The organism is Psychrobacter pasteurii, assembly GCF_900162815.1.
Taxonomy (GTDB): Bacteria; Pseudomonadota; Gammaproteobacteria; order Pseudomonadales; family Moraxellaceae; genus Psychrobacter; species Psychrobacter pasteurii.
Genome location: NZ_FUGD01000128.1, coordinates 21,907 through 37,940 on the forward strand (window position 1 = coordinate 21,907; position 16,034 = coordinate 37,940).

General features: G+C 41.8%; 15 protein-coding genes. 9 read left to right on the forward strand and 6 right to left on the reverse strand.

Annotated elements, in window-relative coordinates; all coding sequences use genetic code 11:
- The first annotated feature begins 135 nt into the window (after window positions 1-135).
- From A1232T_RS11460 to pgsA, 5 genes are all read left to right on the forward strand, one after another.
- Window positions 136-837 carry a YidB family protein gene (locus A1232T_RS11460; RefSeq protein ID WP_077449536.1) on the forward strand — a complete coding sequence of 234 codons (702 nt, stop codon included), beginning with the start codon at window positions 136-138 and terminating at the stop codon, window positions 835-837.
- Between the two features lie 270 nt (window positions 838-1,107).
- The gene (tsaB, locus tag A1232T_RS11465; RefSeq protein WP_077449537.1) at window positions 1,108-1,785 is read left to right on the forward strand and encodes a tRNA (adenosine(37)-N6)-threonylcarbamoyltransferase complex dimerization subunit type 1 TsaB; all 678 of its coding nucleotides are present in this window, start codon (window positions 1,108-1,110) and stop codon (window positions 1,783-1,785) included.
- 91 nt (window positions 1,786-1,876) lie between these two features.
- Complete coding sequence (locus tag A1232T_RS11470; RefSeq protein WP_077449538.1) at window positions 1,877-2,728, forward strand: undecaprenyl-diphosphate phosphatase; 852 nt, start codon at window positions 1,877-1,879, stop codon at window positions 2,726-2,728.
- 57 nt (window positions 2,729-2,785) lie between these two features.
- Window positions 2,786-3,676, forward strand: coding sequence for a class I SAM-dependent methyltransferase (locus A1232T_RS11475; RefSeq protein ID WP_077449539.1), 891 nt, complete (start codon window positions 2,786-2,788; stop codon window positions 3,674-3,676).
- 229 nt (window positions 3,677-3,905) lie between these two features.
- Complete coding sequence (gene pgsA / locus A1232T_RS11480; protein ID WP_077449549.1) at window positions 3,906-4,568, forward strand: CDP-diacylglycerol--glycerol-3-phosphate 3-phosphatidyltransferase; 663 nt, start codon at window positions 3,906-3,908, stop codon at window positions 4,566-4,568.
- Between the two features lie 75 nt (window positions 4,569-4,643).
- Here the strand turns inward: pgsA and A1232T_RS11485 are convergent, their stop codons facing one another.
- A complete protein-coding gene (locus A1232T_RS11485; protein ID WP_077449540.1) occupies window positions 4,644-5,141 on the reverse strand; it encodes a pyridoxamine 5'-phosphate oxidase family protein in 498 nt (165 codons plus the stop codon).
- 527 nt (window positions 5,142-5,668) lie between these two features.
- Here A1232T_RS11485 and purL point away from each other — a divergent pair.
- Entirely contained in the window at window positions 5,669-9,682 is a 4,014-nt protein-coding gene (gene purL / locus A1232T_RS11490) for a phosphoribosylformylglycinamidine synthase (RefSeq protein ID WP_077449541.1), read from the forward strand.
- A 741-nt stretch (window positions 9,683-10,423) separates the two neighbouring features.
- Here the strand turns inward: purL and A1232T_RS11495 are convergent.
- Window positions 10,424-10,861: a PACE efflux transporter gene (locus tag A1232T_RS11495; protein WP_077449542.1), complete on the reverse strand. Its 438-nt coding sequence runs from the start codon at window positions 10,859-10,861 to the stop codon at window positions 10,424-10,426.
- Between the two features lie 105 nt (window positions 10,862-10,966).
- On the opposite strand from A1232T_RS11495, the gene A1232T_RS11500 reads away from it, so the two are divergent.
- Together A1232T_RS11500 and A1232T_RS11505 are read left to right on the forward strand one after the other, a co-directional pair.
- Window positions 10,967-11,845: a LysR family transcriptional regulator gene (locus A1232T_RS11500; RefSeq protein WP_077449543.1), complete on the forward strand. Its 879-nt coding sequence runs from the start codon at window positions 10,967-10,969 to the stop codon at window positions 11,843-11,845.
- 262 nt (window positions 11,846-12,107) lie between these two features.
- On the forward strand, window positions 12,108-12,905 hold the full coding sequence (locus tag A1232T_RS11505; protein ID WP_077449544.1) for a M48 family metallopeptidase: 798 nt from the start codon (window positions 12,108-12,110) through the stop codon (window positions 12,903-12,905).
- Between the two features lie 159 nt (window positions 12,906-13,064).
- On the opposite strand, the gene A1232T_RS14165 is transcribed toward A1232T_RS11505, so the two are convergent.
- The 3 genes from A1232T_RS14165 to A1232T_RS11515 all read right to left on the reverse strand — a co-directional run bounded on the left by A1232T_RS14165 (window position 13,065) and on the right by A1232T_RS11515 (window position 15,022).
- Window positions 13,065-13,235 (reverse strand): hypothetical protein, encoded by a 171-nt coding sequence (locus A1232T_RS14165; RefSeq protein WP_167367074.1) that lies wholly within the window; start codon window positions 13,233-13,235, stop codon window positions 13,065-13,067.
- A gap of 40 nt (window positions 13,236-13,275) precedes the next feature.
- Window positions 13,276-14,025 carry a type 1 glutamine amidotransferase gene (locus A1232T_RS11510; protein ID WP_077449545.1) on the reverse strand — a complete coding sequence of 250 codons (750 nt, stop codon included), beginning with the start codon at window positions 14,023-14,025 and terminating at the stop codon, window positions 13,276-13,278.
- A gap of 121 nt (window positions 14,026-14,146) precedes the next feature.
- Window positions 14,147-15,022, reverse strand: a complete 876-nt coding sequence (locus tag A1232T_RS11515; protein ID WP_077449546.1) for an N-acetylmuramoyl-L-alanine amidase — start codon at window positions 15,020-15,022, stop codon at window positions 14,147-14,149.
- Between the two features lie 392 nt (window positions 15,023-15,414).
- Here A1232T_RS11515 and A1232T_RS11520 point away from each other — a divergent pair, with 392 nt between their 5' ends.
- Entirely contained in the window at window positions 15,415-15,864 is a 450-nt protein-coding gene (locus A1232T_RS11520; RefSeq protein ID WP_077449547.1) for a DUF2147 domain-containing protein, read from the forward strand.
- Window positions 15,865-15,968: 104 nt separating this feature from the next.
- On the opposite strand, the gene A1232T_RS14635 is transcribed toward A1232T_RS11520, so the two are convergent.
- On the reverse strand, window positions 15,969-16,034 hold a 66-nt coding region (locus A1232T_RS14635), incomplete at its 5' end, for an IS3 family transposase (RefSeq protein WP_143513983.1).

The following is a 16,034-nucleotide window of genomic DNA, read 5'->3' on the forward strand; positions in this document are numbered from 1 at the left end:
GTGTTAAGCTTAATCGTAATGAGTTATATCTAACCCTCAATCAAGATTTGTGATTTATGGCTAATGTTAATGTTCAATTTGCTAAGTCATTTTTCACCATATATTGAATATTTTGAAGTTATTAAGGAGAATTTTATGAGTTTACTAGGGAATTTAATTACTCAAGTAGCCCGTCAAGCAATGGATTCGCAAGATTCGACGCGTAGCCCTGCCAATCAGCAGACGCAGTCACGCTCTACTGGTGGATTGGGCGATATTTTAGGCAGTGTCCTGGGGGGTAACACCTCAGCCCAAACCAATACCCGTGCACAAGACAATGGCTTTGGTCTTGATGATATTATTGGAGGAATGCTAGGTGGCCAAATGGGTGGTAAGACCAGTGGCGCTGGTGGCCTAGGTAGTATCTTAGGTAGTGTATTAGGCGGCGGTCAAAGCGCCAATAGAGGAGCTCGAGCGGGCGGTAGTAAGGCTATGTTAGTAGCTGCATTAATGCCAATCGCCCTAAATTGGATCCAACGCAATGGCGGCTTATCTGATGCCTTAAATAAAATTCAAGATATGGGTTTTGGTAATCAAGCTCAATCTTGGATGAGTACCCAGCAGCAAAACGAAAACCTTGATCCTAACCAGATTAATAAGTTGTTTGATCAACAAGAGATTGATCAGGTGTGTCAACAGACAGGAGCTGACGAGACAGAAGTTCGTCAAGGTTTAGCTGAGCTGTTACCAGAGATTGTCAATCAGCTTACCCCAAGTGGAGACTTAGCAAAAGAGCAAGAAGCCAATAGTGAAATTGATGAAATTTTAAGTCAGATTTCAGCTTCTTTGCCTAAATAAAGCCAAATTTATCAACTATCTAGGTAAAGCCTAAACTAGATAATTTTGATTATGCGCTAATAAACCGATAGATGTCAGAGCCAGATTGCTTTTATTAGCAGGTCTGGCTTTTTTATTGTTACTGTTATGTGAATTTTAAATAAGAATGGCTAAAATGATTTAACTACCGATTTATCAAAGGGGGTCCGGGTGGTATGATAGGGCGTCTATTTTGACATCCATGCATTCGCATCAGATATATTTTGCATTTTAGCTTTCAAAGAGGCCCTCATGTTTTTGGCAGTCGATACCGTTTTTGACCAGTGTTCAGTAGCCGTAGTGGATAAAGACCTACAGATACTCAGTTGTCATACAGAACCTGGAAAACGAGAGCAAACCCAACTTATTTTGCCAATGATTGAGGCGGCATTACAGGAAGCGGGCGTGAAGCCGGGTGATATCACCGCTTTAATCTTTAACCGTGGGCCGGGTCCTTTTAGTGGTATTAGAATTAATACTGCTGTGGTACAAGCCTTATCGGTAGCTCATAACATACCTTGTGTCGGTGTCTCTAGCTTGAGTGCAATAGCTCAAGCGGCCTTCGATGAGCAGGATTTAGAGCAAGTTTATGTGGCTTTTGATGCCCGTATGAAGCAGGTTTATTTTGCACAGTATCAGCTTGACTCTACCACTCAGGTGATGAGCCTAACGGAAGGCACTAATGAGCAGCTGCTTGATTATGATCAAGGCACTGATCTTGCTTTGCCGATAGTAGGCAATGGCGCAGAATTATTAACAGCTCAGCAAGATCAACCTCTCTATGCGGACATTCAGCCTGATGCAGCCACTCTGGCCAAGCTAGGTGTCGCACAGTATTTACAGCATGGCGGCGTGCCTGCAGAGCAAGCCCTCCCAGTGTATTTGCGTAATGATGCTTGGAAAACGCTTAAAGAGCAGGGCAAAGCCTAATTACTGGTAACTTACTGTCTGCCGAAGAAGAAAAACTATTTAAAATCAGCCATCCCAATCTTATTTAATCTTTATACAGCGAGACTTTACTTTGGATCTGTTACTCATTTTTAAAGCAATAATCATGGGTATTGTGGAGGGTATTACTGAGTTTTTACCCATATCCAGTACCGGTTATTTAATTTTATCTGCAGACCTTATGGGGTTTTGGACCAAAGAAAAAGCAGATCTATTTATTGTCGTTATTCAGTTAGGCGCTATCTTGGCCGTGGTGTATGAATATTGGGGCCGTCTGTGGCATGCCTTAATGGGACTGATAACTGGTAAGTCGGAAGGTCCAAATGCCCTAAGAAATCCCCGTCAGCTCGGCTTAAGCCTTATTGTGGCTACTATTCCTGTGATGATCGTCGGCTTTACTATGGCCGATCAAATTAAGCAGTATTTATTTAACCCCTATATTGTTGCCATTATGCTTATATTAGGGGGTCTACTGATATTCTATGTTGAGCGTAAGCCCATACCTATTGTGGCAGAAGAAGCAGAAGATGTGAGCTTTAAACATGCGCTATTGATCGGTTTGTTTCAGTGCTTAGCGCTTATTCCAGGTACCTCACGTTCAGGGTCGACCATTATCGGTGCGCTGTGGTTAGGGGTTTCTCGCAAAGCTGCGGCTGAATTTTCCTTCTTCTTAGGTATTCCGGTTATTATTGGGGCTGGCTTGCTGGATTTGGTTAAGCACAAAGATGTCTTATCTAGCTCTGAAGACTGGTTAGTACTGGGTGTGGGCATAATCGTATCGTTCATCGTTGCCCTGCTATGTATCCGTTGGTTAGTAGACTGGGTGAGTCGTCGCGACTTTACGATTTTTGCTTGGCTGAGAATTGTTACCGGTATTATCGTGCTTTTGGTGGCTTGGATTTTTGGTTATACCATTCAAGGCTAAAGCTCGTTAACACAGCGCCCTATATTTGATAGCACTTCATAAGGTTACGATAACACGATGAGTCATACGACTGAAGCCACTTATGTTCCGATAGTTCATTCGGCCTCTGTTTCTATTGAGGTAGCTCCTGTCATACAGATACTAGAGCAGTTGATAGAAGCAGCCAATTTATCATTGAAGTTACAAGTGACATCTATTGAGCGCAAACTGAGCCAAAAAGTACGTCAGCAGCTAAGTGATGAGTACCAAAGACCGGTATTTATTATTGATGATAAGGGGCAACTGTCTCTATTAACCCATCATATTAGCGTTGCCCCAGACTGGAAGAGCTTGCAGCGCCGAGTGGTGAGTGCGGGTCGAAAGTCAGAGATGTTGCTTCAAGCTTGTAAGCTAACCGATCAAAGTCAGGTGCTTGATGCTACGGCAGGCTTTGGTCATGATAGCTTGATTCTTGCCAGTACTGGCGCTCAAGTGACTATGTTAGAGCGTAATCCTTTGATGGCATTGCTACTGATGTATGAGCAGCATCTTATGTCGCAGCAAGCCAACTGGCAAAAGTTGATGGTAAGGCTCAAAGTTGTGTGTGCTGACTCAGCTCAGTTTATGGAAGCACTATCTGCAGCAAATCAACCGGAGCAAGAGGTAAGTCATTCCAGTTATGATGTGATTTATTTGGACCCCATGTTTCCCGAAAACAGCTACGAAAATGCCGCAACTGGTAAAGGGGCTAAAGTAGGCAAGCACATGCAGGCATTACATCACATTGCTCAGCCGCCAGACAATACTGAAGAACAAAGGTTGTTAACTCTGGCCTTAAATAAGGTTGTACCAGGGGGAAGAGTGGTGGTGAAAAGACCGGCCGCAGCACCATTATTTGCTCAATCAAACCCAGATGAAAGCTGGCACAATGATGTACTACGCTTTGATGCTTATTTTAATAAAGCCTAAGAGCCTATATTTAGGTTAGTGTATGTGGCTATAGTTAGGGCATGTGGTTATAGTTAGCACAGGTGGTTATAGATAGTATCGAGAGTCTTATAAGGCCGCTAAAGGCTAAGCCCTTTTGATATCGCAAACTAACGGATTAGGGCTTACTAAAATTAGGTATAAATGATAAGCTAGCTGAAATTAAACACTCTTTATGAGTAACTCTGACATAAGTAACTCTGACTTAATCATGACTCAATCATCTTTACAGCCGAATAAAGAAACCAGTATTTTTAATTTGCCCAACAATTTGACCATGGCTCGTATTGCTATGATTCCCTTATTTGTGGCAATTGCATACTGGCCTCCTGCGCTGGGCATTGGCGTTCCGATGATCTCGGATAATGCCATTGCTAACATCGGCATGAATATGGATGCGTTTAGCGACAGCATGTTTAGACATCTGTTGTTAACGTTGTTGTTCATTCTTGCTGCCATTACCGATTGGTTGGATGGTTATTTGGCTCGTAAAATGAATATTGTTTCTGCTTTTGGTCGTTTCTTAGACCCAGTTGCAGACAAGCTGATGGTCGCCGCCGCCTTAATTGTTTTGGTTCAATGGCATCCCAATATCATTATGTCGATTGCCGCCATTGTGATTATTTCTCGTGAAATTGCAGTCTCCGCCTTACGTGAATGGATGGCAGAATTAGGGGCTCGTACCAGCGTAGCAGTGTCTTATGTGGGCAAGCTGAAGACCACTTTTCAGATGGTGGCCATCACTGTACTGTTATTAAATATTGAGTCATTACAAACGATTGGCTATATCTTGATGGTTGCTGCTGTGGTGCTCACCTTATGGTCGATGATGATCTATATGAGAGCTGCTTGGCCTTATTTGAAACAAAACTAATTTAAGACAATCAACAAGCAAATAAAAACGCCCTAACTTTTACATTAGGGCGTTTTTTGATTTTAGGTGTTAATATTACTCAAACTCAACCGAACCATTTTCACCTAGGTTATCTGCAGTTTTACCATCTTGGATGGCTGCTGCTGCCATTTTTGCGGCACTGATTATGCCACTACCACTACGCCAGAATTCAGCGCCATTGGGGACTACTTTAATTAGCTGTACATTTTCATCTTCTTTGCCATGTTCATAAAAGGCATTATAAATTGGAGACCATAGCTCATCGAGCTTGGCTTGATCTTCAACCAGTTTGGCTTCACCATTAATAGACACATAATCTTTGCTGTCTTGGCTGACGTATGACAGATTCACTTGGGCATTGTTTTTGATATTAGCGACTGCTTGCGTCGTTTTATCGCCAATGAACCATATTTCACGAGCACCCAAGCTGGTTTCGCTAGTGGTCATCGGGCAGGCATGTAAATGACCTTCGTTAGTGACGGTGGTCATCATGGCAAATTTAACGTCTTTAACGATTTCACGAATAGTATCTATTTGTTGTTGCTTACTCATCTTAATTTCCTTTTAGTGATTTAAGTTTATTCTCTTTTATTAACTACTGATATTAACTAATAAGTTTTTTTGCCTGACTTGTTTGTCGACATATTTTTATAGTGAATTTTTATGGTATGTCGGCAGTGAACAAATGAACACCTTGAAAATGTAAAGGGTGAGGGGAGTTTGTAAACAATCAACAGATTCAGTTAACTCTAGTAACCAAACCTTTTTATAAAAGAAAATTAAGATAAATCAGACGTTAATAACGATAGATTTTGCAGTGATATATCAAAACTGTTACCAATTTAGTTTTAGTTTGCAAAAGCAGGGGAAAGATAGTGGTTCAATGCCACGTTTGACTCAACTTCTTGCTATAATAGCGGCTAATTAAATCGACTTTTTGCTCGACTGGGTGGTTATCCCTCTAAAAGTAACCAAATCAGTGCGACACCGAGATTTTTTGTCTCGTCTCACTATCACATAATATCGAAGTTTGTTTTTTTATACTTTTCTTCCCACTTAGATACTGCGGAAATTGCCTTATGATGACCCTCGCTGGACACCGTTTTTTAACCGAGTTTAAAACCAATCAACTGATTGAGCAGTTAAATAGCCAAGCGGCCCTAAAAGTGACTGGTATTGACACTCAACAAGTGTATGTCTTGTCGCGTGACCTTAACGATGCAGAGCGTAAAAAGGCCTTAGATTTATTGAATCAAGGCGAGGAAGTAGACCAAATTACAGCGACACAAGGGCAGTGCCAGGTCATTGTTAGCCCTAGATTTGGCACCATTTCACCTTGGTCTAGTAAGGCAACAGATATCTTTAATAACTGTGACCTTGACGTTGAACGTGTTGAGCGCGTTATCGTTTTCACCTTAACCGGTGACAATCTGCCTACCAAATTACCAAAAGAGGCAGAGCAAATCTTACATGACCGTATGACTCAAAGCTTGGTATATGAGTTTGCTAAGTTAGAGCAGCTGTTTGATGATCACAGCCCAGCCCGCCTAAATCATATTGACGTAATTGGCGAAGGTCGTGCGGCATTAGAAGCGGCCAACCAAGAGTTTGGTTTTGCTTTATCTAGTGAAGATATTGATTATTTAATGGCAGCTTATGTTGATGAGCTAAAGCGCAACCCAACAGACGTAGAGCTTATGATGTTTGCTCAGGCCAACTCAGAGCATTGCCGTCACAAAATCTTCAACTCAGAGTGGACCATTGATGGTGAGGTTCAGCCAAAATCACTATTTAAAATGATCCGCAACACTCATGAGAAAAACCCTCAAGGTATCTTATCGGCCTATAAAGATAACGCTGCCGTTATGGAAGGCTTTGAAGCCCAACGTTTTTATCCTCTACCTACCGTACAATTGGGTGGCTCATTAGGGGATGATGCCTTATCGACTGAAATGCATCAGTATGGTTTTCATAACGAAAACATCGATATCTTAATGAAAGTTGAAACCCATAACCACCCAACGGCCATTGCACCTTATGCCGGTGCTTCAACTGGGGCGGGTGGTGAAATTCGTGACGAAGGGGCAACCGGTCGTGGTGGTAAGCCAAAAGCCGGTCTAACTGGCTTTAACGTCTCTCACTTACACCTACCAGATATGCCAGAGAAGTGGGAGCAGTCAGGTAAGGTTAGCACCAAAGATTATGGCAAGCCAGACCGTATGGCTTCAAGCTTAGAGATTATGACAGAAGCGCCCTTAGGTTCTGCTAACTTCTCTAATGAGTTTGGTCGTCCTAACTTATGTGGCTACTTCCGCTCGTTCCAGTTAGACACCAGTAAAGAGCAAGATGGTAGAGAAATGCGTGGTTACCATAAGCCTATTATGATTGCTGGTGGTTACGGCAACATCAAGCGTAACTTGGTTGAGAAAAATGGCATCCAAGAAGGTGATTTGTTAATCGTACTGGGTGGCCCAGCGATGCAAATCGGCTTAGGTGGTGGCGCAGCCTCATCTGTAGACAGTGGTGAGTTAGACGAAGGCCTAGACTTTGCTTCTGTACAACGTGATAACGCTGAGATGGAGCGCCGCTGTCAAGAAGTTATCGATCGCTGCTGGTCTTTAGCAGGCGATGATATTGAAAGCAGCAACTCTGGCAAAGATGGCAACCCAATTGTGTCTATCCATGACGTGGGTGCAGGGGGTCTATCTAACGCTATGCCTGAGTTGGTTGATGACCATGATATGGGTGCTCATTTGAATTTACGCCGTATTCCTTCATTGGAAGCGGGTATGTCACCAATGGCTATCTGGTCAAATGAAGCGCAAGAGCGTTATGTGCTAGCTATTCGCCCAGAAAGCGAAGAGTTGTTTGATGCTATTTGTAAACGTGAGCGCTGCCCATATGCTATTTTGGGAACAGCAACCACAGTTCGTCAGTTAAAAGTAGATGATGATTTATTAGAAGACCAACCAGTAGATATGCCAATGCAGGTATTACTGGGCGGCACGCCACAAATGAAACGTTCATTTGAGCGTAGTGAGCAGCAGCTAAGCGCCTTAGACTTATCAGCTACTAAGCTAACAGAAGCAGTACATGATGTCTTACGTCATCCAACCGTAGCCAGTAAGTCTTTCTTAATTAGTATCGGTGACCGTTCTATCACCGGTATGGTGACTCAAGATCAGTATGTGGGCCGTTATCAAGTGCCTGTGGCAGACTGTGCGGTGACCATCTCTGGCTTGATGGCAGATACTGGTGAAGCAATGAGTGTGGGCGAGCGTCCTCCTGTGGCTTTAATTAGCCCAGCGGCTTCAGCGCGTTTGGCTGTGGCCGAAGCGATTACCAACATTGCCGGTGCTCGTATTGATAAGATTTCAGACATTACTTTATCAGCAAACTGGATGGCCGCTTGTGGTGAAGATAAAGAAGATGAAGCTTTATTTGATGCCGTTTATGCCATCGGTGAAGAGCTATGCCCAGCATTAGGTATCGCCATTCCAGTAGGTAAAGACTCCCTATCTATGCGTGCTGGCTGGACAGATGACGACGGAGATAAAGCCGTTGTTAGTCCAATGAGCTTAGTGGTTACGGCGTTTGCTCCTGTACAAGATGTAAATAAGACCTTAACGCCTGAGCTTAAGAATGCTGACTCAGCGTTATACCGCTTGGATCTATCAAAAGGTCAGTTCCGTTTGGGTGGTTCAATCCTAGCTCAAACTCAGAGCCAATTAGGTAATGAGTGCCCTGACTTAGCTAGTCCACAAGACTTGATCAGCTTCTTTAACTTTATCCAAGCAGGTAATGAACAAGGGGTTATCAGTGCTTATCACGATATCGGTGATGGCGGCTTATTGGCGACAGTGGCAGAGATGCAGTTCACCAACCGTTTGGCGATTAATCTAAACCTAACGGATGACAATCTATTAGGTCAGTTGTTTGCCGAAGAATTGGGTGCTGTTATCCAGGTATTGCCTGAGCATGTGGATGCGGTTATGGCGCTAGCTGAAGAGCACAACGTTGCTGATATGCTAAGCCTAGTAGGTCAGACTATTGAGACGCCAGTGGGCGGTGCAAACCAAGACAAACTGACCATTATTACTCCGTCACATCAAGGCGACAATGCTTTAGTGTTTGACCGTAGCGACCTACAGCAAACTTGGACTCAAGTGAGCTATCAAATTGCTAAACGCCGTGATAACCCAGAGTGCGTACAACAAGAGTTTGATTTAATTGCTGATCCGAACCATCACGGTCTGATTGCTCAAGCTAACTTTGACTTAAATCAAAAAGTTGAAGAACCTTATTTAGAAAGCCGTCCTAGTAAGCCTAAGGTAGCTATCTTACGTGAGCAGGGCGTTAACGGTCAGTTAGAAATGGCTGCTGGTTTTGAGCGTGCAGGGTTTGACGCAGTAGACGTTCACATGAGCGACCTGCTCGAAGGCCGTATTGATTTACGTGACTTCAATGGCCTAGTGGCCTGTGGTGGCTTTAGCTATGGTGACGTCTTGGGTGCAGGCTCAGGTTGGGCTAACTCAATCTTGTTCCATGATGAGCTACGTATGCAGTTCGTACGTTTCTTCGCACGTCCAGACACCTTCAGTTTAGGGGTATGTAACGGTTGTCAGATGATGGCTCAGTTAAAAGACCTAATCCCAGGTGCTGAAAACTTCCCACGCTTCACCTATAACCAGTCAGCTCGTTTTGAAGCACGTACTGTGAACGTTAAGATTGAACGTACTAAGTCAATCTTATTAAAAGGTATGCAAGACAGCATCTTACCAATCGCGGTAGCGCATGGTGAAGGTTTTGCAACTTTAAATGAGACAGATATTGAAGGTATGTCAAACCACGGTCAAGTTGCAATGCGCTATGTGGATAGTCAAGGCAACCCAACTGAAACTTATCCATTGAACCCGAACGGTTCTATTGGTGGGGTAACAGGTATTTGTAGTACCGATGGTCGTGTGACACTTATGATGCCACACCCTGAGCGTACCTTACGTGCTGTGAACCACAGTTGGAAGCCAGAAGACTGGTCTGAGGATGGTGCGTGGATGCGTATGTTCCGTAACGCCAGAGCTTGGTTAAGATAGTAGCCGGTTCTCCCTCCTTTAATTAAAGGAAGGTATAGCAGATTGGTTTTTTAATAAAAAGGTGAGTCATTAAGTGGCTCACCTTTTTTATATGTTATAAGTAATATTATGTCTGATATTAGATAGTGATATTACAAAATAGACAATAACTCTACTTTCAACTCACCTTGAAAGCCTGTATTTTAAAGGTGTACAGTATTTTATATGAAGATTAATAAGGGCAAACATAATTATTGTTGAATTAGTTGAAGTTAGAGAAACACTTGAGGATATTGAAAGAATTTGCCAGTACTTTTTAGAGCATGAAGATATCCCAAGACTTCTTACTCAAGAGCAGCGTGAAGAGATTAAGGCTATTTTAGCGCCGACTCTACGAGAAGATGGCAATGAAACTGAAAAAAGGGCTTTATGGAGTGACTTATTAAATAACCTAGTTATCACTGATAGCCATGGAGATAAGCTGCATTTCTTTAGAGATCAAAAGCATGATCGATTATATTTTGGCAGTCAAGAAGGGTATAAAACCATCACTGAGCTGTCAGAAAATGAATCACCAATTACTTCTGCTAATAAACGGTTCTAAATAAATGTACTTTTAAACTGAAATATAACGCTAAAAAATTAAGCAAAAAGGTGAGCCAGAGATGGCTCACCTTTTTTGTGGTTTTTTAGATATTGAATGAATATAGCTGGTTCAGGAGTTATTTTTGTCACGTCTTACAGATATTAGTTCTGACCATATTAAGCTGTTTGAGAGTGATGAGGATAGTGATCCACTGGGAATAATTTATCGTAAGCCCAGTTATAGCTAAAGGTATACACCAGATAAAAGCCTACTAAAGACGCATCCATGATGAATGCCTGCCATAAACTGATATTGAGATACCAAGCGACCATAGGTAAATAAAGGAGTAATAATCCCCCTTCAAACAAAAATACATGAAGTATTCTAATTTTTGGGGTTTTTAAAGTATTGCCTTTAAATTTAAGCATCCCTTTATCGAATATTAAATTAAAGCCGTAGCTCCATAGGGTGGCCATAATGGAGCCTGCGATGGCAATGACACTGATTTCTTTGAGACTAAAGTCAAAGAAAAAGCTCATAATTGGGATCGATAAGATCAAAGCAATGATTTCAAAACCAACTGCATGACGAATCCGATCTTTATTAGTGCGCATGAATTTTATCCAGTTAAATTATATAGAGTAATAGAAAGTCTTATGTGTCTATTCTATCTGCTAAACTAATAAACCAAAGTTAGTTACTATAGGAAAATCCGATAGATGAATTTTACTCTAGAACAATTACAAGCTTTCGTGGCCACTGTTGAAACAGGCTCCTTTTCTGCGGCAGCCCGTCGTTTGGGTAAAGCGCAGTCGTCAGTGAGTGCAGCCGTCTCTAATTTAGAAATAGATTTAAATAACAAGTTATTTAGCCGTGACAGTCGTTATCCAAAGCTTACTGTAGAAGGGGAGCGGTTATTGGCTGAGGCTTATTTGATACTTGAGCGCTGTGAGTACTTTTTTGGGGTATCAAAAAGCTTAAGTGAAGGGGTGGAAAGTAAGTTGGTTCTGGCCGTCGATGATCTGTATCCTTCTGAATGGCTGGCAAAATTGCTCGATGAGTTTGATACTTTATTTCCCAGTGTGGAGCTCGAGCTATTGCTGCCTATTATGGAAGACGTCAGTAGATTAGTACTCGATAAGCGAGTGGATTTAGGGATTATGTGGAGCCAAGAAAAACTGCCTTCGGCGATTAACTTTCATACTTTAGGCTGGATCCCCCATAAAGTGGTGTGCGCTCCTGACCATGACATGGCCAACAAAACAGTGAGTTGGGATGATTTAAGAAAGTTTCGCCAGTTATCCGTTGCAACGCGCAATGATAGTGTAGAGAAGTCTCGATTACGCATCTCTTCTAAAGTGTGGTGGATAGAGAGTCAGTTGCTGATTATCGAACTGGTACAAAGAAAACTAGGCTGGGCATTGGTTCCTGAGCACATTGTCGCTGAAGCTTTAGAGGAGGGTAGCTTGGTCTCTCCAGCACTGGATTTTGATAATAACAGCTGGCCAGTGGCTGTTGAGCTTATTTGGCATAAAGAAAAGTCTTTTGGAAAGGCCGGGGCTTGGTTAAAGCAAGCCATAACCAAACTCAATACATAGGAAGAGGAGTGGCAAAAATCAAAGCATAACAGCAGTAGTTTAGTTAATTACCGAAAAGTTGTTAGTAGCTAAACTTAAAGGTAGACAGATTTTTAGTTCTGTGATAATTTTATCATTGTAATAATGTAGACACATTAGTTACATATAGTAAACACCTATTATCAAGTGAGTAGTTTTTAACCATTGGCTTTAAAGTTATCTGAAAAAGCTTGGGTATTGGTAATACTTTTATCTCAATAACTGTTTTTTATAAGGATATTTTATGGGTGCGTTTGGTAAACTAAAAATCTCTATCTTAGCGGCTACGATGACCACTTTGGTTGGCTGTGCTACTGTTGCGGATGTGGCAGGATATAATACAGCTGCGTTAAATAGCAGTGCTGCGAAAAGTTACAGTCAAGTGGTTTCTAAGGCAAGCAGCCAAGGGACTGTAGATAGAACTTCTAGTACAGCAATTCGAGTGAATAGAATTTTCAATCGTTTAAAGCCTCACGCTGATCGCGCCAACACAACAGGTATTCCTTTTGACTGGCAACTGACAGTCATTCGCTCACCTGAGCTAAATGCTTGGGCGATGCCAGGGGGGAAAATGGCAGTTTATACGGGTATTGTAGAGAAGTTAAACCTTACTGATGCTGAAATTGCTGCCATTATCGGTCATGAGATGACACATGCTCTAGAGGAGCACAGTAAAAAGGATGCAGGCCAAAAAATCTTAACGGGTTTAGCGCTACAATTAGGCGGTTCGGCGCTACAAGCTAAGACAGGATTAAGTGCAGATTCTATCGGTTTACTGAGTGATTTGGGTATCGATAAGCCGTTTTCTCGTAGCCAAGAATCAGAAGCGGATGCAGGCGGTCTACGTCTGATGGCACAAGCGGGTTATAATCCTGCAGCAGCGATCTCTGTTTGGAAAAAAATGGAAGCTGTCCAAGGACGTAGCAATGCGGTAGTCACGTTAATGTCTACTCACCCAAATTCTCAGCAGCGTATTGATAAAATCCAAGCCCTATTACCTGAAGTGACGCCTATTTACCAAGCTGCTGCTAAAGCCAACTAAAAGCTTGTAGGACTCGGGTCTATAGAGCTTAAAACTTCAATAGTTATTTCAATAGTTATTTCAATAATTATTAGCTGTCATCAACCTTATAAGCTCGCTATTGCTATGTGAGCGATGATCGAGCTTATAAGGTATCGTTTTTATGAAAACAAAGCAGTATTACTCGCCTTTATTTTGAGCCTGTTCAATTAACTCTTTTACTCGAGCACTCTCTTTTAAGACACAAGCCTCATAAGCAGAAAGCTCTTTGGCTTCTTGTTCTGCCTGTTTTTCTTGTTCTTCTTTTTGTTTGAAGTACTGTTCTAACTCTTCTGGTTGTGAATAACTCATTACGGACTCCTTAGATTATTTTTTATGAGATGTTAGTTGTTTATGATTGGCTACTAGCTAGTCGATTGAGCATAGCTTCTAGCCTTTGATTGTTTTGTTCGATATATTGCTCGCCCAGTACCAGTATCTCATCCGCTGTTTGTACAGTTTTTGGGTGGTGCTGCAATCCACTTTGTAGTGTTTTACTGCCATTGGAAAGCATTTTTGGCAAACTCTCTTTGGTGACCTCAAAATGACATTGCCAACCAATCACCCAAGTATTTAGCGATTTATGTAGCGAGGTTTGATAAATAAAACCTTGGTTAGCCCAGGCTTTGGTTTGGGCAATAATTTGAGCCCCTTCAGGACAGTCAAAGCCGTCACCATGAAAGTGAAATACATTAAAAGGTGATTTTGGTAAGTCTTGGAGTAGGGGATGAGGCTTGCCGTCTGAGGTTAACTCAAGCTCAAACCAACCAATTTCTTTTATGCCAGTAGGCTTAATCTTAGCACCCAAACAATGCGCGATTAGCTGCGCCCCTAAACACATACCAATAACGGTTTTACCGGCATCAATGGCTTGTTTAATTAGCTGCTTTTCGGCGATTAACCAAGGGTGTTTATTTTCATCATGGACACTCATGGGACCGCCCATGACAATGAGCCAGTCAAAGCTATCAGGCGTAGGTACTTTATCGTTATTGTAGGAGCGGCTTATGGTCATTTGGTGGTGGTGACGGTCTGCCCACTGTCTAATATAGCTTAGGTCTGCGTAATTGGTATGAAATAGAGCATGAATGCGTAGCGTCATAACCCACCTCGAAGTAAAAAATATTAACCATCAATGACTTATTGTTTTATCTGCAATAGCCGACTGTCTGCTATAACCTTTTATCTGTCCGTAGTGCTTTGTCTAGAATAAGTGTTTAGGATTAATTGTATCTAGAGCGGCTCACGTACTTTTTATTAAGTGCTTTTAATATCGCGTAAGTCTCTAAATCCATCAGCCCATTTATTTTTTGCGGTCTAAAATGCAGCTGAAAGGCGTAGATAACATCACGGCTGGATTTATCCCACTCATCGCTGTCATTAATTTGATAACCATAGTCGCTAAATAACTGCTTAATCTCGGGAATGGTCGCAGTCTCAAATGAGCTCTCAGTCAAAAACTGCTGTTTGTCTGTTTCATTATACCAAGCGCCCACACCATATTCTTTATATAACCGCTCCCAAGGAAACTTAGCACCTGGGTCAATTTTACGTGAGGGTGCCATATCGGAATGGCCAATAATATTGGTAGGCTCAATCTCATAGCGCTCAGCGATATCTTTTACCAAATGAGCCACCTTTTTAATTTGCAGCTCAGTGAAATCAATATAATGATGGGGTGGGTGGTAACCGTTATTGGCCTCCAAAGCTACCCTAGCATTTTGACCGCGCAGCTGTGGAGCGATACCTAAATTGACAATCTCAATGCCAATAGAGGTGTCATTTAATATTTTTCTACCTTCAAAACTGCCAGCACCTGCATGCCAAGCGCGTTCCTCTTCAGGAACAAGCTGATAGACTTTATTGTTATCAGCCAAAGGCACTAAATAGTGAGCGCTGACATTGCCTTTGGTCAAGATCTCTAAGGAGGCCTCCTCATTTTCAGCAGTATAATGTAAGACGATGAATCTAATGCGCTGGCTTTTGCCTTGTGCCTGATGGCTGTTATCAATGACATAGTGTGGTGCTGAGTGGATAGCACAGCCACTGAGTAAAGACAGAGCGAGACTGACGCCAACTAAAGCTTTTATTTTTATCATAGGTTTTTTCAGGAGTAATGGGTCAAAGTATTGTTTGGGTTGGGCTGAATAGATGGCTTTATTATAGCGTGAATCTTTGGGCTACATTGTGTAAGAGACTTTAAGCTTCAGCAACAACAATACTGAAATGTTTCTAGAATTAGGGGTTTTAGGAGGTAAAGACAATATTAAGTAAAAATGGACAGTTTGATGTCGACATACCAAAAAATAAATTGTATGATTGCGATAATTTCATAAATAAAGCGACAGTATATAACTGTACTAGACGAGAATAGTTATATAGCAATATTGACTGAAGCGTCTATTAAACGTGGATTGCCACTTACTTTATTTTTGATATTATCCAGACACATGCCTTAAATGGATTTATTTATTTTTCGATAGGAGTCGATATGAAACGTTTAACTACTTTACTTGCTACTGCAACACTAACCGGTCTGTTATCAACCACAGCAATGGCTGCGTCATTAAATGGCACTCAGTGGCAGTCTATTGATGATAAGACAAAAGAGAAAAAAGCGGTTATTAAAATGACCGAGAGTAATGGTGTTGTAACCGGTACTATCATCAAGCTTAATGATGCTTCAAAAGCAAAAGAAGTTTGCTCAAAATGTGAAGGCTCATTAAAAAACAAACCAATCGTTGGTCTACCTATTTTAACCAAGCTAAAAGCAGACGGTAAAAACTCTTGGTCTGGTGGTGACTTGGTTGATCCAGAAAGTGGTAAGGTTTACGGTGGTACTGTGAAGCTTGCTGAAGATGGTAAGACCTTAAAGTTAACAGGTAATATTAAGGGTATGCCATTCTTGAAGCGTAGCCAAACTTGGACACGTGTTAAATAAGTTTATTCGCTATTAAAGCAAAAGAGCTTATTAAAATAGAACTTATTAAATAAAAAAAGGTTAAAGGCCGTATGAACTGACCCCCAAATGTTGGACGGTTTAGTTTAGATCAAGGACTGAGTTCTGTATTGCACAGGACTCAGTCCTTTTAGTTTAAGTTGAATACGTTC